The sequence below is a fragment of the Bacteroides zhangwenhongii genome, from assembly GCF_009193325.2.
In the GTDB taxonomy this organism is placed as follows: domain Bacteria; phylum Bacteroidota; class Bacteroidia; order Bacteroidales; family Bacteroidaceae; genus Bacteroides; species Bacteroides zhangwenhongii.
Genome location: NZ_CP059856.1, coordinates 2,687,096 through 2,708,693 on the forward strand (window position 1 = coordinate 2,687,096; position 21,598 = coordinate 2,708,693).

At 43.6% G+C, this 21,598-nt stretch carries 21 protein-coding genes; 20 read left to right on the plus strand and 1 reads right to left on the minus strand.

Annotated elements, in window-relative coordinates; all coding sequences use genetic code 11:
• Nucleotides 1-178 precede the first annotated feature (178 nt).
• From GD630_RS10940 to GD630_RS11035, 20 genes are all read left to right on the plus strand, one after another.
• Nucleotides 179-856, plus strand: coding sequence for a DUF5715 family protein (locus GD630_RS10940; protein ID WP_143865519.1), 678 nt, complete (start codon nt 179-181; stop codon nt 854-856).
• A gap of 102 nt (nt 857-958) precedes the next feature.
• A complete protein-coding gene (locus GD630_RS10945) occupies nt 959-1,954 on the plus strand; it encodes a PhoH family protein (RefSeq protein WP_143865521.1) in 996 nt (331 codons plus the stop codon).
• An 85-nt stretch (nt 1,955-2,039) separates the two neighbouring features.
• Nucleotides 2,040-2,984: a phosphoribosylaminoimidazolesuccinocarboxamide synthase gene (locus GD630_RS10950; RefSeq protein ID WP_007757719.1), complete on the plus strand. Its 945-nt coding sequence runs from the start codon at nt 2,040-2,042 to the stop codon at nt 2,982-2,984.
• A gap of 2 nt (nt 2,985-2,986) precedes the next feature.
• The gene (gene ubiE, locus GD630_RS10955; RefSeq protein WP_143865523.1) at nt 2,987-3,724 is read left to right on the plus strand and encodes a bifunctional demethylmenaquinone methyltransferase/2-methoxy-6-polyprenyl-1,4-benzoquinol methylase UbiE; all 738 of its coding nucleotides are present in this window, start codon (nt 2,987-2,989) and stop codon (nt 3,722-3,724) included.
• Nucleotides 3,725-3,753: 29 nt separating this feature from the next.
• On the plus strand, nt 3,754-4,500 hold the full coding sequence (locus tag GD630_RS10960) for a shikimate dehydrogenase family protein (protein WP_143865524.1): 747 nt from the start codon (nt 3,754-3,756) through the stop codon (nt 4,498-4,500).
• Nucleotides 4,501-4,559: 59 nt separating this feature from the next.
• A complete protein-coding gene (locus GD630_RS10965) occupies nt 4,560-5,510 on the plus strand; it encodes an alpha/beta hydrolase (protein WP_182505589.1) in 951 nt (316 codons plus the stop codon).
• A gap of 3 nt (nt 5,511-5,513) precedes the next feature.
• Nucleotides 5,514-6,428: a TPM domain-containing protein gene (locus GD630_RS10970; RefSeq protein WP_143865526.1), complete on the plus strand. Its 915-nt coding sequence runs from the start codon at nt 5,514-5,516 to the stop codon at nt 6,426-6,428.
• A gap of 93 nt (nt 6,429-6,521) precedes the next feature.
• Nucleotides 6,522-7,103, plus strand: a complete 582-nt coding sequence (locus GD630_RS10975) for a LemA family protein (protein ID WP_007757729.1) — start codon at nt 6,522-6,524, stop codon at nt 7,101-7,103.
• 90 nt (nt 7,104-7,193) lie between these two features.
• Entirely contained in the window at nt 7,194-8,360 is a 1,167-nt protein-coding gene (locus GD630_RS10980; protein WP_143865528.1) for an AIR synthase-related protein, read from the plus strand.
• Between the two features lie 3 nt (nt 8,361-8,363).
• A complete protein-coding gene (gene prfA / locus GD630_RS10985; RefSeq protein ID WP_007765010.1) occupies nt 8,364-9,476 on the plus strand; it encodes a peptide chain release factor 1 in 1,113 nt (370 codons plus the stop codon).
• 58 nt (nt 9,477-9,534) lie between these two features.
• Nucleotides 9,535-10,368 (plus strand): orotidine-5'-phosphate decarboxylase, encoded by an 834-nt coding sequence (gene pyrF, locus GD630_RS10990; RefSeq protein WP_143865530.1) that lies wholly within the window; start codon nt 9,535-9,537, stop codon nt 10,366-10,368.
• A gap of 4 nt (nt 10,369-10,372) precedes the next feature.
• Nucleotides 10,373-11,602 carry an HD domain-containing protein gene (locus tag GD630_RS10995; RefSeq protein WP_143865531.1) on the plus strand — a complete coding sequence of 410 codons (1,230 nt, stop codon included), beginning with the start codon at nt 10,373-10,375 and terminating at the stop codon, nt 11,600-11,602.
• Nucleotides 11,603-11,684: 82 nt separating this feature from the next.
• Nucleotides 11,685-12,725 carry a UDP-3-O-(3-hydroxymyristoyl)glucosamine N-acyltransferase gene (gene lpxD / locus GD630_RS11000; protein WP_143865533.1) on the plus strand — a complete coding sequence of 347 codons (1,041 nt, stop codon included), beginning with the start codon at nt 11,685-11,687 and terminating at the stop codon, nt 12,723-12,725.
• Between the two features lie 3 nt (nt 12,726-12,728).
• Nucleotides 12,729-14,114, plus strand: a complete 1,386-nt coding sequence (locus GD630_RS11005; protein WP_007757741.1) for a bifunctional UDP-3-O-[3-hydroxymyristoyl] N-acetylglucosamine deacetylase/3-hydroxyacyl-ACP dehydratase — start codon at nt 12,729-12,731, stop codon at nt 14,112-14,114.
• Nucleotides 14,115-14,133: 19 nt separating this feature from the next.
• Nucleotides 14,134-14,901 carry an acyl-ACP--UDP-N-acetylglucosamine O-acyltransferase gene (gene lpxA, locus GD630_RS11010; RefSeq protein WP_143865535.1) on the plus strand — a complete coding sequence of 256 codons (768 nt, stop codon included), beginning with the start codon at nt 14,134-14,136 and terminating at the stop codon, nt 14,899-14,901.
• A gap of 21 nt (nt 14,902-14,922) precedes the next feature.
• On the plus strand, nt 14,923-15,477 hold the full coding sequence (locus GD630_RS11015; RefSeq protein WP_007765005.1) for an IS1096 element passenger TnpR family protein: 555 nt from the start codon (nt 14,923-14,925) through the stop codon (nt 15,475-15,477).
• Between the two features lie 97 nt (nt 15,478-15,574).
• The gene (miaA, locus tag GD630_RS11020; protein WP_143865537.1) at nt 15,575-16,474 is read left to right on the plus strand and encodes a tRNA (adenosine(37)-N6)-dimethylallyltransferase MiaA; all 900 of its coding nucleotides are present in this window, start codon (nt 15,575-15,577) and stop codon (nt 16,472-16,474) included.
• Between the two features lie 183 nt (nt 16,475-16,657).
• On the plus strand, nt 16,658-18,868 hold the full coding sequence (locus GD630_RS11025; protein ID WP_143865539.1) for a S9 family peptidase: 2,211 nt from the start codon (nt 16,658-16,660) through the stop codon (nt 18,866-18,868).
• Entirely contained in the window at nt 18,868-19,716 is an 849-nt protein-coding gene (lipA, locus tag GD630_RS11030) for a lipoyl synthase (protein ID WP_143865541.1), read from the plus strand. Before GD630_RS11025 ends, lipA begins: the two co-directional genes overlap by 1 nt.
• A gap of 62 nt (nt 19,717-19,778) precedes the next feature.
• The gene (locus tag GD630_RS11035; RefSeq protein WP_143865542.1) at nt 19,779-20,897 is read left to right on the plus strand and encodes a hypothetical protein; all 1,119 of its coding nucleotides are present in this window, start codon (nt 19,779-19,781) and stop codon (nt 20,895-20,897) included.
• Here GD630_RS11035 and GD630_RS11040 read toward each other — a convergent pair.
• Nucleotides 20,863-21,567 (minus strand): SAM-dependent methyltransferase, encoded by a 705-nt coding sequence (locus GD630_RS11040; protein ID WP_143865543.1) that lies wholly within the window; start codon nt 21,565-21,567, stop codon nt 20,863-20,865. The genes GD630_RS11035 and GD630_RS11040 overlap by 35 nt on opposite strands.
• Nucleotides 21,568-21,598 lie beyond the last annotated feature (31 nt).

A 21,598-nucleotide genomic window follows, 5' to 3' on the forward strand; every position in this document is an offset into this window, starting at 1 on the left:
ATGAAATGAGTCTAAATAGTGAATCAATTATAAAAGAATGCCTATAGAAATCAATAAGAATAAGAAGGCTATCATTGTTTAATTCAAAACCTAGTACGTTATGAATATGCAGCGGAAAATAATGCAAAGCATAGAACGTATGAAAAAATAGCGTATATTTGCGGGCAAAAAAGACAAAATGACTATTTACAAGCTTCGCATATTACCACTATTTTTACTAGTTATTAGCTTCACGACACTCACTTCAGGGTGCAAAAAGAAAGATATGTCACTGAAACTGAATGAGCCCCGAAACATTCGTGGCGTTGTCAGTTACAAACGCTCTTTCCCTGATTTGAACGATGCACATCTGAAAGTCGCTAAAAAGATAGGTATCAGCCCGTTGGCAGACCGAGAGGAAGCGGAAGCTATGAAAGAAAAACTGACTCATATCACTGATAATGATTTCTATACAGTAGATTCATTAACACACTCCATCCCCTACCTCGTTCCACGTGCCAGCGCATTGCTCGATACAATCGGCTCCAACTTTCTCGATTCACTGGCTGCCAAAGGGTTGAACCCGAATCAAGTGATTGTCACCTCCGTACTGCGTACACAAAACGATGTGAAGCGTCTCCGCCGTCGCAACGGAAATGCTTCCGCCAATTCGGCACATTGTTTCGGGGCTACTTTCGATGTGAGTTGGAAACGCTTCAAGAAAGTAGAAGATGAAGACGGACGTCCCTTACAGGATGTCAGCGCAGACACCCTTAAACTCGTCCTGTCAGAGGTATTGAGAGACTTGCGGAAAGCCGAAAAATGCTATATTAAATATGAACTGAAGCAAGGTTGCTTCCATATTACGGCCAGGTGACGTAAGAAATGAATGTAAATTGCAATAAAATTCGCCCCTAAACAATCAGAGAATCCAAAACGTTTCATTAAATTTGCAGAAATTTTTCTTTAATACAATTGAATGATAGAGAAACTGATTGTTCTTGAGGACATTGATCCGGTTATTTTTTACGGCGTAAACAACGCCAACATACAGTTAATTAAAGCTTTATATCCAAAGCTACGCATAGTTGCCCGAGGTAATGTCATCAAAGTGCTGGGCGATGAGGAAGAAATGTGTGCTTTCGAAGAAAATATCACCAAACTTGAGAAGTACTGCGCCGAATATAACTCTCTGAAAGAAGAGGTTATTATTGACATTATAAAAGGAAATGCCCCGCAAGCAGAGCAAACCGGGAACGTGATTGTATTCAGCGTCACAGGAAAGCCCATCATCCCCCGAAGCGAAAACCAGCTGAAACTGGTAGAAGGATTCGCCAAAAATGATATGGTATTTGCCATCGGTCCGGCGGGTTCGGGAAAGACATATACCGCTATCGCCCTTGCCGTACGCGCATTGAAAAATAAAGAAATCAAGAAAATCATCCTTAGCCGCCCCGCCGTAGAAGCCGGAGAAAAGCTCGGTTTCCTGCCCGGCGACATGAAAGATAAGATCGACCCATACTTGCAACCTTTATATGATGCCTTGCAAGACATGATACCTGCCGCCAAGTTAAAGGAATACATGGAATTGAACGTTATCCAGATTGCTCCGTTAGCCTTTATGCGCGGACGTACACTGAATGACGCAGTCGTAATTTTGGATGAAGCCCAAAACACCACTACGCAACAAATCAAAATGTTCCTTACCCGTATGGGTATGAACACCAAAATGATTGTGACGGGAGACATGACACAGATCGACCTCCCCGCTTCACAAACATCGGGATTGGTGCAAGCCCTCCGTATCTTGAAAGGAGTGAAAGGTATCAGTTTTGTTGAACTGAACAAAAAAGATATCGTACGCCATAAACTGGTGGAACGTATCGTGGATGCTTACGAAAAATTCGACAAAGAAGTGAAAGCCGAACGGAATGGTTCACCACAGAGGACACAGAGTACACAGAGTCTTCATTGAAATATTTGGATTAAATCCTCTGTGTACTCTGTGTCCTCTGTGGTGAAATTAAAGAAAGAAGCATAATTTTAATATATATATCATTATGAAAGCATTAACAAAAACAGATTTCAACTTTCCGGGACAGAAAAGCGTGTACCACGGAAAAGTGCGCGATGTGTACAACATCAACGGCGAAAAACTCGTCATGGTAGCAACCGACCGTATTTCGGCCTTTGACGTAGTACTGCCCGAAGGTATCCCTTACAAAGGACAAATGCTGAACCAGATTGCAGCTAAATTCCTTGACGCCACTACTGACATTTGCCCGAACTGGAAACTGGCTACTCCGGACCCGATGGTAACGGTAGGTGTATTGTGCGAAGGCTTCCCGGTAGAAATGATTGTACGCGGCTATCTGTGCGGCAGCGCATGGCGTGCTTACAAAAGCGGCGTACGCGAAATTTGCGGTGTGAAGTTACCGGACGGAATGCGTGAAAACGAGAAATTTCCGGAACCAATCATCACTCCGACTACAAAAGCCGAAATGGGATTGCACGACGAAGACATCTCCAAAGAAGAAATCCTGAAACAAGGACTGGCTACTCCGGAAGAATATGAGGTTCTCGAAAAATACACATTAGCTCTCTTCAAACGCGGTACTGAAATCGCAGCAGAGCGCGGACTGATTCTCGTAGATACAAAATACGAATTCGGTAAGCATAACGGTACCATCTATCTGATGGACGAAATCCACACACCGGACTCAAGCCGTTATTTCTACTCTGAAGGTTATCAGGAACGCTTCGAAAAAGGCGAACCGCAGAAACAGCTTTCTAAAGAATTCGTCCGCGAATGGTTGATGGAGAACGGTTTCCAGGGTAAAGAAGGTCAGAAAGTGCCCGAAATGACTCCGGCTATCGTACAGAGCATCAGCGACCGTTATATCGAATTGTTCGAAAACATCACCGGTGAGAAATTTGTAAAAGAAGATACCAGCAATATTGCTGAACGTATCGAAAAGAACGTTATGAATTTCTTGACTGAATAAGAATGGATTACCCGCAACAACATATCAAACCTTACGACAAGGAAGGAAAGAAAACCGAGCAGGTGGAACGTATGTTCGACAACATTGCGCATGCCTACGATAAGTTGAATCACACCTTATCCTTAGGGATAGACCGCAGTTGGAGACGTAAAGCCATAGCCTGGCTTCGCCCTTTCCATCCGCAACGTATGATGGATGTAGCTACCGGCACAGGAGATTTTGCCATCCTTGCCTGCCGCGAGCTGCAACCCGCTGAGTTAATCGGCACGGATATATCGGAAGGTATGATGAATGTGGGACGTGAAAAAGTAAAGAAGGAAGGACTCTCGGACAAAATATCTTTTGCCCGGGAGGACTGTACTTCACTCTCTTTTGCCGACAATGGCTTTGACGCTATTACCGTAGCTTTTGGTATCCGCAACTTCGAAGACCTCGACAAAGGTCTCTCCGAGATGTGCCGTGTACTGAAACCGGGAGGTCATCTTGTGATTCTGGAGCTAACCACTCCGGAGCGCTTTCCGATGAAGCAACTATTCTCCATCTACTCAAAAATCGTCATTCCGTTACTGGGCAAACTTCTCTCCAAAGACAACAGCGCTTACCGTTATTTGCCGGACACCATCAAAGTATTTCCGCAAGGGGAAATAATGAAAGGAGTTCTTTCAAAAGCCGGATTCGGCGAAGTGAGTTTCAAGCGGCTGACCTTTGGTATCTGCACTCTTTATACTGCGACAAAATAGTGAGTTAATTAATTTAATCCTTTTCTTTTATGGAAAAATATGGTTTAATCGGTTATCCTCTGAGACATTCATTTTCTATCGGATACTTTAATGAGAAATTCAAATCCGAGGGTATCGATGCAGAGTATGTGAATTTCGAGATTCCCAGTATCAATAACTTCATGGAAGTCATCGAAGAGAACCCTAATTTATGCGGACTCAATGTCACCATTCCTTACAAGGAGCAAGTAATTCCTTTCCTGGATGAACTCGATCGTGACACGGCAAAGATAGGCGCAGTAAACGTGATTAAAATCATCCGCCAACCAAAAGGTAAGGTAAAATTAGTAGGTTATAACTCTGACATTATCGGATTTACCCAATCCATACAGCCTTTATTGCAACCCCATCACAAGAAAGCCTTGATTCTAGGTACCGGCGGGGCCTCCAAAGCTGTCTATCACGGACTTAAAAATTTGGGAATCGAAAGTGTATTCGTTTCACGCACTCATAAAGCGGACAATATGCTGACTTACGAAGAACTAACCCCCGAAATCATGGCGGAACATACGATTATCGTCAACACTACTCCCGTAGGTATGTTTCCTAAAGTCGATTTCTGCCCGAATATCCCATACAATCTAGTAACTCCAAACCATTTGCTCTACGATTTGTTATATAATCCGAATGTTACCCTTTTTATGAAAAAGGGGGAAGCACAAGGAGCCGTCGTCAAAAACGGTCTGGAAATGTTGCTTCTTCAAGCATTCGCCGCTTGGGAAATCTGGCATAAGTAAATCACATTTCCCCTCACTCTCGGCAGAAGAAGTCAGGGGCAAATCAAAGAGGTATAATTATGAGGAGAAAAGTTGTCTATAGCATTATCGTTGTCATGTTGATATTGACCGGTTGTACCATTGGAGGAAGTTTCTATATGTTGAATTTATCTCTGACGCCGGATGGCAAGATATTGTATAAAGACGCTGATTCTTATCCTTTTATGTACAGAAACTATCCTTTTCTGCGTTCGTGGGTAGATAGTCTGCGACAAGTAAATGCCCTGAAAGACACTTTTATCGTCAACCCGCACGGCATACAGCTTCATGCTTACTATGTGGCTGCTCCCAGACCCACAAACAAAACCGCAGTTATTGTACACGGATATACGGATAATGCCATCCGTATGTTTATGATCGGTTACCTCTACAATCGGGATTTAGGCTTCAACATTTTGCTTCCCGACCTTCAGCACCAAGGCGAAAGTGAAGGTCGGGCCATTCAGATGGGATGGAAAGACCGTATGGATGTATTGCAATGGATGAACATCACCAATGCTATCTTTGGAGACAGCACGCAGATGGTAGTGCACGGTATTTCGATGGGAGGCGCAACCACAATGATGGTATCCGGTGAGGAGCAGCAGCCTTTCGTCAAGTGCTTTGTGGAAGATTGCGGTTATACCAGTGTATGGGATGAATTTTCCCATGAGCTGAAAAGTTCTTTCAGTCTCCCTCCTTTCCCTTTGATGTATACCACCAGTTGGCTATGCGAAAAGAAGTACGGATGGAATTTCAAAGAGGCCTCTTCGCTGAAACAAGTAGCAAAATGCAAACTGCCGATGTTGTTTATCCACGGCGACAAAGATACATACGTTCCGACTTGGATGGTTTATCCGCTTTACGAAGCAAAACCGGAACCTAAAGAACTTTGGATAGTACCGGGTGCGGCTCACGCCCTTTCATACAAAGAGAATAAACAGGAATACACAGATAAAGTCCGTAAGTTTGTCGGGCAATATATTCATTAAACGATGAAATTAATATTCACATTCATAGCTATTACTTTCTTGCTGATCCCCTTACGGGCTCAGGAGAAAGTGTACACAGTAGACAATCTTCCGAAAGTCCACTTACAGAATAAGATGCAATATGTATGTAATCCTGCGGGAATACTGTCAAAAGCAGCCTGTGATAGTATAGATTCCATGCTTTATGCTTTAGAACTGCAAACCGGTATTGAGACAGTCGTTGCAGTGGTTCCCTCCATTGGAGAGGAAGATTGTTTCGATTTCTGTCATCAACTGCTCAATCAATGGGGTGTAGGAAAGAAAGACAAGAATAACGGTTTGGTTATTCTATTGGTAACCGACCAACGCTGCATTCAATTTTATACCGGATACGGTCTGGAAGGAGTTCTCCCCGACGCTATCTGCAAGAGGATTCAGACGAAATACATGATTCCGTATCTGAAAGACGGGAATTGGAATGCCGGAATGGTGGCCGGTTTGAAAGCGACTTGCCAAGTCCTTGACGGTTCTATGGAGAACGATTCTATTTCCGGTTCAACCAATAACGGAGGTTCATTCGATTTCATCCTCGCCGTATTTTTCTTTATACTGATTGGTGGAGGTATCGCTTTCCTTTCCGCACGCAAGCAAAGCCGTTGTCCGAAATGCGGAAAACACACGTTACAAAGAAGCGGTAGCCGACTGATCTCCAGAGTCAATGGCGTGAGAACCGAAGACATCACTTACACGTGTAGAAATTGCGGTCATACCCTCACACGTCGCCAACAAAGTTATGACAATGATTATCATCACCGAGGTGGTGGCGGCGGTCCGTTTATTGGTGGTTTCGGCGGAGGAAGAAGTTTCGGAGGCGGTTTTGGCGGAGGAAGCTTCGGTGGAGGAATGGGCGGCGGAGGTGGTGCCGGTTCACGATTCTAGTCAATTCACGACTCCAACTAAAACCTAGAAAAGTCAAGGAAACACCAAGATTTAAAATCAAATTATCAATATCAATCAATAAAAACGATAAATATGAAAAAGTCAGTTATCATTATTTTAGCTGTTATAGCTGTCATTGTCATTTGGGCTGTCAGCATGTACAACGGTCTTGTCGCTATGGATGAGAAAGTAAATGGTCAATGGGCCAATGTAGAAACTCAATACCAACGCCGCGCCGATTTGATTCCCAACCTGGTAAATACAGTAAAAGGGTATGCGACACATGAAAAAGAAACGCTGGAAGGAGTGGTTGAAGCACGCAGTCAAGCAACACAAATGAAAGTCGATGCAGCCGACCTGACACCGGAAAAACTCGCTCAATATCAGAAAGCACAGGGTGCCGTTACTTCCGCCTTAGGCAAATTATTAGCGATTACGGAAAATTATCCGGATTTGAAGGCTAATCAGAACTTCCTTGAACTGCAAGCCCAATTGGAGGGGACGGAAAACCGTATCAACGTGGCACGCAAAAATTTCAATGATGCTGCACAGGCTTATAACACCAATATCCGTCGTTTCCCCAAGAATATCTTTGCCGGAATGTTCGGATTTGAAAAGAAAGCTTACTTCGAAGCGGAAGAAGGTAGCGAAAAAGCACCGAAGGTAGAGTTCTGAAAAGAGGCAACGGCATTTCTAGTAAGATAGTTGGCTGTACAAAAAAAAAGCAGTACTTTTGCAGCCGTATACAAAATAATTCTATAACTCATGAGTAATCAACGATACATGATGCGTGGCGTAAGCGCATCAAAAGAAGATGTGCATAACGCCATCAAGAACATCGACAAAGGAATTTTCCCTAAAGCATTCTGCAAAATCATTCCCGATATATTGGGAGGCGATCCGGAATACTGTAACATCATGCATGCCGACGGAGCCGGGACCAAGTCTTCGCTTGCTTATATGTATTGGAAAGAAACCGGCGACCTATCTGTTTGGAAAGGTATTGCGCAGGACGCTTTGATCATGAATATCGATGACCTGCTTTGCGTGGGAGCCGTAGATAATATTCTTGTCTCTTCTACCATCGGACGCAACAAGCTGTTAATTCCGGGGGAAGTAATTTCCGCCATTATCAATGGAACGGATGAGCTGCTTGCCGAGCTCCGCGAAATGGGAGTAGGCGTATATGCCACCGGTGGTGAGACAGCCGACGTCGGTGATCTTGTCCGCACTATTATTGTTGATTCCACAGTAACTTGCCGCATGAAACGTTCGGATGTGATAAACAATGCCAACATCCGTCCGGGTGATGTGATTGTCGGTCTTGCTTCTTACGGACAAGCTACTTATGAAAAAGAATACAACGGCGGCATGGGCAGCAACGGCCTGACAAGTGCCCGCCACGACGTATTCGGCAAATACCTTGCAGAAAAATATCCGGAAAGCTATGATGCGGCAGTTCCCGAAGAACTGGTTTATTCTGGAAATCTAAAATTGACAGACAGTGTGGAAGGCTCTCCGATCGACGCCGGCAAGTTAGTACTCTCTCCTACCCGTACATACGCGCCGGTAGTAAAGAAGTTGTTGGATGCACTACGTCCTGAAATACACGGAATGGTACACTGCTCCGGTGGTGCACAAACCAAAGTTTTACACTTTGTTGAAAACGTTCGTGTAGTGAAAGATAATCTTTTCCCTGTTCCTCCTTTATTCAAGACTATTCAAGAACAAAGCGGCACAGATTGGGCGGAAATGTACAAGGTGTTCAATATGGGACATCGGCTTGAAGTCTATCTGTCACCGGAACATGCTGAAGAAGTTATCGCCATTTCCGAATCATTTGGAATACCGGCACAGATTGTCGGGCGTATCGAAGCATGTGACAAGACTGAATTAATCATTAAGAGTGAATTCGGAGAATTTAGATACTAAAGAATGGCAGATAACAGTACCATATTAGAGAAACTGGACGGTCTTGTAGCCCGTTTTGAAGAAATATCAACCCTCATCACCGACCCGGCAGTCATTGCCGACCAGAAACGTTATGTCAAACTGACAAAGGAATACAAGGAACTGGATGACTTGATGAAAGCCCGCAAGGAATATATTCAATTGCTGGGCAACATCGAAGAAGCTAAAAATATCCTTGCCACCGAGTCGGATGCAGATATACGCGAAATGGCCAAAGAGGAAATGGACCTTAGCCAGGAACGCCTTCCGGTATTGGAGGAAGAAATCAAGTTAATGCTTGTTCCTGCCGACCCGCAAGACAGCAAGAATGCCATTCTTGAAATTCGTGGTGGAGCAGGAGGCGATGAAGCGGCAATCTTTGCCGGTGACCTTTTCCGCATGTATGCCAAATACTGCGAAGTAAAAGGATGGAAACTGGAAGTCTCCAACGCCAACGAAGGAACTGCCGGCGGATACAAGGAAATAGTTTGCAGTGTCACGGGAGACAATGTTTACGGTACATTGAAGTATGAATCGGGTGTACACCGTGTACAGCGTGTTCCCGCCACAGAGACTCAGGGACGTGTACATACTTCGGCTGCTTCGGTAGCCGTACTTCCTGAAGCGGAAGAGTTCGATGTGGTCATCAACGAAGGAGAGATCAAATGGGATACTTTCCGAAGTGGCGGCGCGGGTGGACAGAATGTTAATAAGGTAGAATCCGGAGTGCGTCTGCGCTATATCTGGAAGAACCCTAATACCGGTGTTGCCGAAGAAATCCTGATCGAATGTACCGAGACACGCGACCAACCCAAAAATAAAGAGCGCGCATTGGCCCGCCTCCGTACTTTCATCTACGACAAGGAGCATCAGAAATATATCGACGACATTGCTTCCAAACGTAAAACGATGGTTTCAACGGGAGACCGCTCTGCGAAAATCCGTACATACAACTATCCGCAAGGACGTATCACCGACCACCGCATTAATTACACGATTTATAATCTTGCGGCTTTCATGGACGGGGATATACAAGACTGTATCGACCACCTGATCGTAGCTGAAAATGCGGAACGGTTGAAGGAAAGCGAACTTTAGATAAGTTGAAAGTTGAGAGTTGAGAGTGATTCTAAAATAGTAATATATAAATAATAAAATGGATAAGAAAGAATTATTTGAAAACATAAAACGCAAAAAATCATTCCTTTGTGTAGGGCTTGATACTGACATCAAGAAAATTCCGGAACATCTGCTGAAAGAAGAAGATCCGATTTTTGCTTTCAATAAGGCAATCATCGACGCGACAGCCGATTTGTGCATAGCCTACAAACCCAATTTGGCTTTTTACGAAAGTATGGGTGTAAAAGGATGGATCGCTTTTGAAAAGACAGTAAAGTATATCAAGGATAATTATCCGGATCAGTTCATCATTGCCGATGCAAAACGTGGTGACATAGGAAACACTTCCGCCATGTATGCCCGTACTTTCTTCGAGGAACTGGATATCGACTCTGTAACCGTAGCTCCTTACATGGGAGAAGACAGTGTGACTCCGTTTCTTACTTACGACAACAAATGGGTTATCCTGTTGGCATTGACTTCCAACAAAGGATCTCATGACTTCCAATTGACAGAAGATGCAAATGGCGAACGTCTGTTTGAAAAAGTACTGCGCAAATCACAGGAATGGGCAAACGATGACCGTATGATGTACGTAGTAGGTGCTACTCAAGGACGTGCTTTTGAAGATATCCGCAAAATTGTTCCTGACCATTTCCTTCTCGTTCCCGGTATCGGAGCGCAAGGCGGCTCGCTCGAAGAAGTTTGCAAATATGGTATGAATAGCACTTGTGGATTGATTGTAAACTCTTCCCGTGGCATTATCTACGTAGATAAGACAGAAAAGTTTGCAGAAGCTGCCCGTACTGCCGCACAAGAAGTTCAGGCACAAATGGCAGAACAATTGAAGAGAGTGATTAACAATCAGTAATTAAGTGGTCTACGAAAGAAAGATAATTAACGACCCGGTATTCGGGTTCATTAATATACCCAAGGGATTACTGTATGATATTGTACGTCATCCCCTATTGCAGCGTCTTACCCGCATCAAGCAGGTAGGACTCTCATCGGTAGTATATCCCGGTGCACAGCACACCCGTTTCCAACATTCACTGGGAGCATTCTACCTAATGAGCGAAGCAATCACCCAACTAGCGTCCAAAGGTAATTTTATCTTTGACAGTGAAGCGGAAGCTGTGCAGGCTGCCATCCTTCTGCATGACATTGGGCATGGCCCATTCTCACACGTACTGGAGGATACAATCGTGAAAGGAATTCCTCACGAAGAAATTTCCCTCATGCTGATGGAACGGATGAACAAGGAGATGAACGGACAACTCAGTCTTGCCATCCAAATCTTCAAGGATGAATATCCAAAACGTTTCTTGCATCAGCTGGTTAGCGGGCAACTGGACATGGACCGGCTTGATTATCTTCGTCGTGACAGTTTTTATACAGGAGTAACAGAAGGAAACATCGGCTCTGCACGGATCATAAAAATGCTTGATGTGGCCGATGACCGTCTCGTAGTCGAGTCTAAAGGTATCTATTCCATAGAGAACTTTCTTACGGCACGCCGTCTGATGTATTGGCAAGTATACCTGCACAAAACTTCGGTCGCATACGAAAAAATGTTGATCAGTACTCTTCTACGCGCTAAAGAACTAGCCTCACAAGGAATAGAACTGTTCGCATCGCCTGCATTACGTTTCTTCCTTTACAACGACATCACTCCTACAGAATTCTACAGCAATCCCGATTGCCTGGAGAATTTTATCCAGCTGGATGACAATGATATCTGGACGGCTTTGAAAGTATGGAGCACACATACCGATAAAGTACTTTCTACTTTAAGTATGGGAATGATTAACCGAAATATCTTCAAAGTGGAAATTTCGTCGGAACCGATTAGTGAGGACAGAAAAAAAGAATTAACTTTGCAAATCAGCCAACAACTAGACATCCCCCTTTCCGAAGCGAACTATTTTGTTTCTACCCCCAGCATCGAAAAGAATATGTACGACCCGGCAGATGACAGTATTGACATTATCTATAACGACGGCACAATCAAAAACATAGCCGAAGCTTCGGACATGCTGAACATCTCATTATTGTCCAAAAAGGTAAAGAAATACTATCTCTGTTACCAGAGATTACACAGATAAGTATAAAATATTCATTCAATAACACGGAAATCTGAAAAAAAAGTCCGTTATTTGTGAACTAATTAAATTTTAAATAAAAGACATGGAGTTCTCGGCTAAGCAAATTGCAGAATTTATCCAAGGGGAAATCATTGGAGACGAAAACGCTACGGTACATACATTCGCTAAAATTGAAGAGGGAATGCCCGGAGCTATTTCTTTCCTGTCGAACCCTAAATATACACCTTATATCTACGAAACACAATCAAGCATTGTTCTGGTTAACAAGGATTTTACTCCTGAACATGAAATCAAAGCCACTCTTATCAAAGTGGACAATGCATACGAAAGCCTGGCGAAACTGCTCAATCTCTACGAAACGAGCAAACCTAAAAAACAAGGTATCGATTCACTAGCATTTGTCGCCCCCAGTGCCAAGATTGGTGAGAATGTATATATTGGTGCTTTTGCCTATATCGGTGAAAATACCGTAATTGGAAATAACACCCAGATTTATCCGCATACTTTTGTTGGAGACGGCGTGAAAATAGGTGATAATTGTCTGCTTTACTCAAATGTCAACATCTACCACGACTGCCGTATAGGTAATGAATGTATCCTGCATTCAGGTGCTGTGATCGGGGCGGACGGATTTGGCTTTGCTCCTACTCCGAACGGATACGATAAGATTCCTCAAATCGGAATCGTGATTCTGGAAGATAAAGTGGATATAGGCGCCAATACCTGTGTAGACCGTGCTACAATGGGAGCTACAATAGTACATAGTGGTGCTAAAATAGATAATCTGGTGCAGATAGCACATAATGATGAAATAGGTTCACATACGGTAATGGCTGCGCAAGTCGGTATTGCCGGCTCTACAAAAATCGGTGAATGGTGTATGTTCGGCGGTCAGGTCGGTATTGCCGGACACATCAAAATAGGGGATAAAGTAGGATTGGGTGCACAATCCGGTGTTCCCGGAGACATCAAATCCGGAAGCCAGCTAATCGGAACTCCACCTATGGACCCCAAACAATATTTCAAAGCATCCATCGTAAGAAAAAGCCTGCCGGATATGCAGAAGGAGCTACGTGACCTGCGCAAAGAAATCGAAGAATTAAAACAACTATTAAATAAGTAACCAATGCTGAAACAAAAAACGCTGAAAGATAGCTTTTCACTGAGCGGGAAAGGTCTTCACACTGGACTTGATCTCACTGTAACATTCAATCCGGCTCCGGACAATCACGGATATAAAATCCAACGTATTGACGTAGAAGGACAACCAATAATCGATGCAGTAGCCGACAATGTGGTGGAAACCACACGTGGCACTGTTTTGTCGAAGAATGGAGTTAAAGTAAGCACCGTGGAACATGGTATGGCAGCCCTTTACGCATTGGGCATTGATAACTGTCTTATCCAAGTAAACGGCCCGGAATTTCCGATATTGGATGGTAGTGCACAATATTATGTACAAGAAATAGAACGTGTAGGAACAGTAGAACAGAATGCTGTCAAAGACTTTTATATTATCAAATCTAAAATAGAGTTCCGGGATGAAACGACCGGTTCATCCATCATCGTATTGCCGGATGAGAATTTTAGCTTGAATGTACTGGTTTCCTACGATTCAACCATCATTCCGAATCAGTTTGCAACACTCGAAGATATGCATAAATTCAAAGACGAAGTGGCTGCCAGCCGTACTTTCGTCTTTGTTCGCGAAATAGAACCGTTACTTTCCGCCGGCCTGATTAAAGGTGGCGACTTGGATAACGCTATCGTAATCTACGAACGTAAGATGTCGCAAGAAAGTTTCGATAAGTTGGCAGATGTGATGGGAGTACCCCATATGGACGCCAACCAGTTAGGCTATATTAATCACAAGCCATTGGTTTGGCCGAACGAATGTGCCCGTCACAAATTACTTGATGTTATCGGTGACCTTGCTTTAATCGGTAAACCGATCAAAGGACGTATCATCGCTACCCGTCCCGGACATACGATCAACAACAAATTCGCCCGTCAGATGCGGAAAGAAATCCGTCTGCACGAAATCCAGGCACCGGGCTATGACTGCAATCGGGAACCGGTAATGGATGTAAACCGTATCCGTGAGCTACTACCTCACCGTTATCCGTTCCAATTGGTGGACAAAGTAATTGAAATTGGTGCCAACTATATTGTAGGCGTCAAGAATATCACTGCTAATGAACCTTTCTTCCAAGGTCATTTTCCACAAGAACCCGTTATGCCGGGTGTACTTCAGGTAGAGGCTATGGCACAGGTCGGAGGTTTGCTTGTTCTCAACTCTGTTGATGAACCGGAACGTTATTCTACTTATTTCATGAAGATAGACGGTGTGAAATTCCGCCAGAAAGTAGTGCCGGGAGATACACTGATTTTCCGTGTGGAATTGTTAGCCCCCATCCGTCGTGGAATCTCTACCATGAAAGGTTATGCATTTGTTGGAGAGAAAGTGGTTTGCGAAGCTGAATTCATGGCACAAATAGTAAAAAACAAGTAATTAACAATTGGAAATTCAAATGATAAGTCCTTTAGCGTATATCCATCCCGAAGCTAAAATAGGGGAAAATGTAGAAATTGCGCCTTTTGTATTCATAGATAAAAACGTGGTTATCGGCGACAATAATAAAATTATGGCTAATGCCAATATTTTATATGGCTCGCGTATCGGTAACGGAAACACTATATTTCCGGGAGCCGTCATTGGGGCCATCCCGCAAGACCTTAAATTTCGCGGAGAAGAATCAACCGCTGAAATCGGAGACAACAACCTGATTCGCGAAAACGTAACAATCAACCGTGGTACGGCAGCTAAAGGGCGCACGATTGTGGGAAGCAACAACTTACTGATGGAGGGTGTGCACGTAGCGCACGATGCATTAGTGGGAAACGGATGTATCATAGGCAATTCTACCAAAATGGCAGGCGAAATCGTGATTGACGACAATGCAATCGTCAGTGCTAACGTATTGATGCACCAATTTTGTCATGTAGGTAGTCATGTAATGATTCAAGGCGGATGTCGTTTCAGCAAAGATATCCCTCCTTACATCATCGCAGGACGCGAACCGATCGCCTTCAGTGGTATCAACATCATCGGTCTGCGCCGTCGCGGTTTTGCCAATGAAGTGATCGAAAGAATTCACAATGCCTATCGTATCATCTATCAAAGTGGTTTGAATACGACAGAAGCATTAAAGAAAATTGAAGATGAATTTGAAAAGAGTCCGGAGATTGACTATATTATCAACTTCATCCGTAACTCAGAGCGTGGCATTATTAAATAAACAGTTCAAAATAGTCATATTATGATATACAGATTTACTATTATATCTGATGAAGTTGACGATTTTGTCAGAGAAATACAAATTGACCCGGAAGCTACTTTCTTTGACTTCCATGAGGCAATACTGAAATCAGCAGGGTATACAAACGACCAGATGACTTCTTTCTTTATCTGCGATGATGATTGGGAAAAAGAAAAAGAAGTAACTCTGGAAGAAATGGATGACAATCCCGAAATGGATAGCTGGGTGATGAAAGAAACTACAATCAGCGAATTAGTAGAAGATGAGAAGCAGAAATTACTCTACGTATTCGATTACATGACAGAACGTTGTTTCTTCATCGAACTATCTGAGATTATCACCGGAAAGAATATGACAGGTGCCAAATGTACCAAGAAATCCGGAGAAGCTCCCAAACAGACTGTAGATTTTGAAGAAATGGCTGCTAGCGGCGGTTCGCTTGATTTAGATGAAAATTTCTATGGCGACCAAGACTTCGATATGGAAGACTTCGACCAAGAAGGATTCGATATCGGTGGCGATGCAGGTAGCCCTTATGATGAAGATAAATATTAATTTAACGATTAGTGATTTAATGATAAGTGTGGTAAAGGTTCGTTTTATCCACAGATCATTAAATCACTAATCTGTTACCATTAACCACTTATCCCCCTTGCCTACTCTCATTGTTCTTATAGGTCCTACCGGTGTAGGAAAAACAGAATTAAGCCTACGGATAGCAGAGTCTTTTCAAACAAGCATTGTATCTGCTGATTCAAGACAACTTTATGCCGAATTAAAGATAGGTACGGCAGCTCCTACTCCCGACCAACTCAAACGTGTACCTCATTATTTGGTCGGTACGCTTCATTTGACAGATTATTACAGTGCCGCTCAATATGAAACGGAAGCGTTGGAAATCCTCGATAAGTTATTTACGCAACACGAGGTCGTGGTTCTTACCGGTGGCTCAATGATGTATGTAGACGCTATCTGTAAAGGTATCGACGATATTCCTACCGTTGATGCGGAAACCCGCCAACTCATGCTACAGAAATATGAGGAGGAAGGACTTGAACAACTCTGTGCAGAACTTCGCCTGCTGGATCCGGAATATTATCGGATAGTCGATCTGAAGAATCCCAAACGGGTAATTCATGCATTGGAAATTTGTTATATGACCGGACGGACTTATACTTCGTTCCGCACCCAACAAAAGAAAGAACGTCCGTTCCGCATTATTAAAATAGGATTAACCCGTGACCGAGAAGAGTTGTATGACCGTATTAACCGTCGGGTAGATATGATGATGGAAGAAGGATTACTGGAAGAAGTACGCTCGGTACTTCCCTATCGCCACCTCAATTCGCTCAACACAGTAGGTTATAAAGAGCTGTTCAAGTATCTGGATGGAGAATGGGAACTCCCCTTTGCCATAGATAAAATCAAGCAAAACTCCCGCATTTATTCGCGTAAACAGATGACTTGGTTCAAACGAGATGAAGAAATACAATGGTTCCATCCGGAACAAGAAACGGAGATACTGGCGTACCTCCATCAACAAATAGGGTGACATTGCAAGCAGTTTCTTCTCGAGTCCACAGTGACAATATTTAAAGTCCTTTTCACAAAGAGATTGAAACTTCCCAATAATCCTTATCAAATCTGCATAAAAATCCATCAGGTTTTGTCGAATCTAAGTTTATTGTTACTTTTGCAATTACGAATAAAAACCAAAACCGAATTAAAAAAGCAGATGAAAAAGATCAGCATCACTCTATTACTCTGCCTTCTCTGTCTGACAGGAATGGCACAAGGACAAAAGGCACTCGATTTAAAAGATATCACCTCGGGACGTTTCCGTCCGGAAAACATTCAAGGCGTAATTCCGATGCCTGATGGAGAACATTACACACAAATGAATGATGACGGCACTCAAATCATCAAATATTCTTTCAAGACAGGTGAAAAAGTAGAGGTGATCTTCGATGTAAAGACTGCCCGCGAATGTGATTTCAAGCACTTCGACAGCTATCAGTTCTCACCCGACGGAAAAAAACTACTGATTGCCACCAAGACGACCCCGATTTATCGGCACTCATATACAGCTGTACATTACATCTACCCTTTGAAACGAAATGATAAGGGCGTTACGACAAACAACATTATTGAACGGCTGTCTGACGGCGGACCTCAACAGGTCCCCGTCTTTTCTCCGGACGGAACAATGATAGCTTTTGTCCGCGATAACAATATCTTTCTTGTGAAACTGCTTTATGGCAATAGTGAAAACCAGGTTACCGAAGACGGTAAACAGAACTCTATTATCAACGGTATCCCAGACTGGGTGTATGAAGAAGAATTCAGTTTTAACCGTGCGTTGGAATTCAGTGCTGATAATACGCAAATCGCTTACATCCGTTTTGATGAATCGGCAGTACCGTCCTATTCTTTTCCGGTATTTGCCGGACAAGCACCCCACATTAATGCTTTGAAGGACTATCCGGGTGAATATACCTACAAGTATCCGAAAGCCGGATATCCGAATTCCAAAGTCGAGGTACGCACTTATGATATCAAATCGCACGTCACCCGCACAATGAAACTTCCGTTGGATCCGGATGGATACATTCCCCGCATCCGCTTTACCAAAGACGCCAACAAGCTGGCCATCATGACACTGAACCGTCATCAGGACCGCTTCGATCTTTATTTTGCCGATCCACGTTCAACACTTTGCAAACTGGTACTACGTGATGAATCACCCTATTATATCAAGGAGAATATCTTCGATAATATCGAATTCTATCCTGAATATTTCAGTTTGCTCAGCGAGCGTGACGGTTATAGCCACCTCTATTGGTACAGTATGGGAGGTAATCTGATCAAAAAGGTTACAAACGGCAAATACGAAGTAAAAGACTTCTTGGGATATGACGAAGAGGACGGATCTTTCTATTACACCAGCAATGAAGAAAGTCCTTTGCGTAAAGCAGTCTACAAGATAGATAAGAAAGGTAAAAAGACCAAGCTGTCTCAAAAAAGCGGAACCAATACCCCGCTCTTCAGCAAATCAATGAAATACTACATGAATAAGTTTACGAGTCTTGATACTCCCATGTTGGTTACGTTGAATGACAATTCGGGTAAGACTCTCAAAACATTGGTTACGAATGACAAGTTGAAACAGACCCTGTCCGGATATGCTGTGCCGCAGAAAGAATTCTTTACTTTCCAGACTACGGATGGTGTAACCTTGAACGGATGGATGATGAAACCTGTTAATTTCTCCGCATCGAAGAAATATCCGGTGTTGATGTATCAATATAGCGGACCGGGCTCGCAACAAGTATTGGATACATGGGGAATCAGTTGGGAAACCTATATGGCGAGTCTCGGCTACATCGTAGTATGCGTGGATGGTCGGGGAACAGGAGGACGCGGAGAAGCCTTCGAGAAATGTACCTATCTGAAAATCGGAGTAAAAGAAGCCAGAGACCAAGTGGAGACCGCTCTCTATCTCGGTAAACAAGCATACGTGGATAAAGACCGGATCGGTATTTGGGGATGGAGCTACGGCGGATACATGACTCTAATGAGCATGAGCGAAGGTACTCCCGTTTTCAAGGCAGGCGTAGCCGTTGCCGCACCGACCGACTGGCGTTTTTATGACACTATTTATACCGAACGTTTCATGCGTACTCCCAAAGAGAATGCAGAAGGATACAAGGCCTCATCCGCTTTTACCCGTGCCGACAAACTGCATGGCAACTTGTTGCTCGTACACGGTATGGCAGATGACAACGTTCATTTCCAGAATTGTGCAGAGTATGCCGAGCAGCTGGTACAACTCGGAAAACAGTTTGATATGCAGATTTATACCAATCGCAATCACGGAATATACGGTGGAAACACGCGTCAGCACTTATACACCCGATTGACTAACTTCTTCTTGAACAATTTGTAATGGCTGACAGAGTACGTAAGCCTGAATGGCTGAAAATTAATATCGGTGCCAACGAACGGTACACTGAAACCAAACGAATAGTTGACTCCCACTGCCTGCACACAATCTGCAGCAGTGGGCGTTGCCCCAATATGGGAGAATGCTGGGGGAAAGGAACGGCTACTTTCATGATCGGCGGTGACATCTGCACCCGCAGTTGTAAGTTTTGCAACACACAGACCGGTCGGCCACATCCGCTGGATAGTAACGAACCTACTCATGTGGCAGAGTCTATCGCACTCATGAAACTCGACCATGCTGTCATCACTTCCGTAGACCGTGACGACCTCCCGGACTTGGGGGCCGAACATTGGGCACGTACCATCCGCGAGATAAAGCGCCTGAATCCTCAGACTACCATCGAAGTGCTGATACCCGATTTTCAAGGAAAAACGGAACTGGTAGATCTCGTGATAGAGGCCCATCCCGACATTATTTCACACAATATGGAAACCGTACGCCGCATTAGTCCGCTAGTGCGCAGTGCAGCCAACTACGACACAAGTCTGCAAGTAATCGGCCGCATCTCTTCCAAAGGAGTGAAATCAAAAAGCGGCATTATGGTCGGTTTAGGAGAAACTCCAGAAGAAGTGGAAACATTGATGGATGACTTATTGACTGTCGGTTGCCAGATTCTTACTATCGGACAATACCTGCAACCCAGCCACCGTCATTATCCCGTTGCAGAATACGTAACTCCCCTCCAATTTGCGAAATACAAAACAATCGGTTTAGAAAAAGGATTTAACATTGTAGAGAGCGCTCCCCTTGTCCGTTCATCCTACCATGCAGAGAAACACATCCGTTAGCAAACAAAACACAGGCACTATTTGTTTTATAAGCAGAACCGACAAATAAACATTAAGTAGAGATGGAGCATAAAGGAATACTTTCTTCCGCATTTAACATGTCACTGGGTTTTGTCCCCGTTATTATTTCCATTTTATTGTGTGAACTTATAACGCAAGACACGGCTATTTACATCGGTACAGGTATAGGTATCGTAGGTATATATCTTTCTCACCGACAAAAGGGGGTACTACTCCCTAACTTTATCCTATACATAGCAACCGGAGTATTGTCATTATTATCCTTAGCCGCACTCATTCCGGGAGATTATGTTCCGCCGGGTGCTCTACCGCTTACCCTGGAAGTGGGTATTCTCATTCCCATGTTAAGCCTTTATATGCATAAGAGAAGGTTTATCAACTACTTCTTAAGGCAGATAGGCGCTTGCAAAAAACGTTTATATGCCCAAGGAGCCGAAGCCGCCGTCGTATCGGCACGTATTGTCCTGATCTTCGGTATACTTCATTTTATCATTATCAGTATTACCGTTATTCTCCAGTCTCCGTTGAGCAAGACCAGTTTGTTTGTACTTTATAAGATACTGCCTCCTACAGTCTTTATAATGAGTATCTTGTTCAACCAGATCGCCATCCGTTTCTTTAATCACCTGATGGCTCACACAGAGTACGTGCCTATTGTCAATACCAAAGGAGACGTGATTGGAAAGACTCCCGCGATAGAAGCCATCAATTATAAGAACACCTATATCAATCCGGTGATACGCATAGCTGTCTCCACACACGGAATGCTCTTTCTTTGTGACAGACCGTCCACAGCCATTCTGGATAAAAACAAAGTGGATATTCCAATGGAATGTTATCTTCGCTATGGAGAATCCTTGACAGAAGGTGTCAACCGTCTGGTCAGCAATGCAATTCCCCAAGCAAAAGATATCAAGCCGGAATTCAATATCGTCTATCACTTTGAAAATGAAGTGACAAACCGTCTCATTTATCTATTTATCATCGATTTGGAGGACGATTCCGTTCTGTGTACTCCCCGCTTCAAGAACAGCAAGTTATGGAATTTCAAACAGATCGAAGAGAATCTGGGGAAAGGCTTCTTCAGTTGTTGTTTCGAAGATGAATACGAACACCTGAAAAACGTTATTTATATAAGAGAAAAATACAAGGAATCTTAGACAGATCGGGCACATGCCCCTTCCAGTCTTTCACCGTACGTGTCTGGATAAACTCTCCTTCGCAAGTAATATTGGCGGCAATGCACAACTTCGTTTGCGGACGGCAGTTTTGTAGAATGTCTTCCACCATTTTGTGATTCCGATAAGGCGTCTCGATAAACAGTTGTGTCTGATTCTCAGCATACACGCGCTGCTCCAATGCCTTCAGTTTCTTGCCACGTTCTCCCGGTTCAATCGGCAGATAACCATGAAATGCGAAACTCTGACCGTTAAAGCCCGAACCCATCACCGAAAGAATAATGGAAGAAGGTCCGACCAGAGGCACCACCTTCAACTTTTTACGCTGTGCAATAGCCACCACATCCGCTCCCGGATCAGCAACAGCCGGACACCCCGCCTCTGAGATAACTCCCATAGAAGCACCACCTATCAGAGGTTTCAAGTAACCGGAAATATCCTCGGGCGAAGTATGTTTATTCAACGGATAAAACGTCAACGCATCAATATCAATCTCCTTATCTACCTTTTTCAGAAAACGACGGGCCGAACGGATATCTTCGACTATAAAATACCGGATACCGGAAATGATTTCCTTATTATAAGAAGGCAATACTTTCTCAATAGGCGTATCACCTAAAGTCACGGGCAGCAAATAAAGGGCAGTTTCCACTTTTAAATGAAGAATTAAGAATTAATCTATC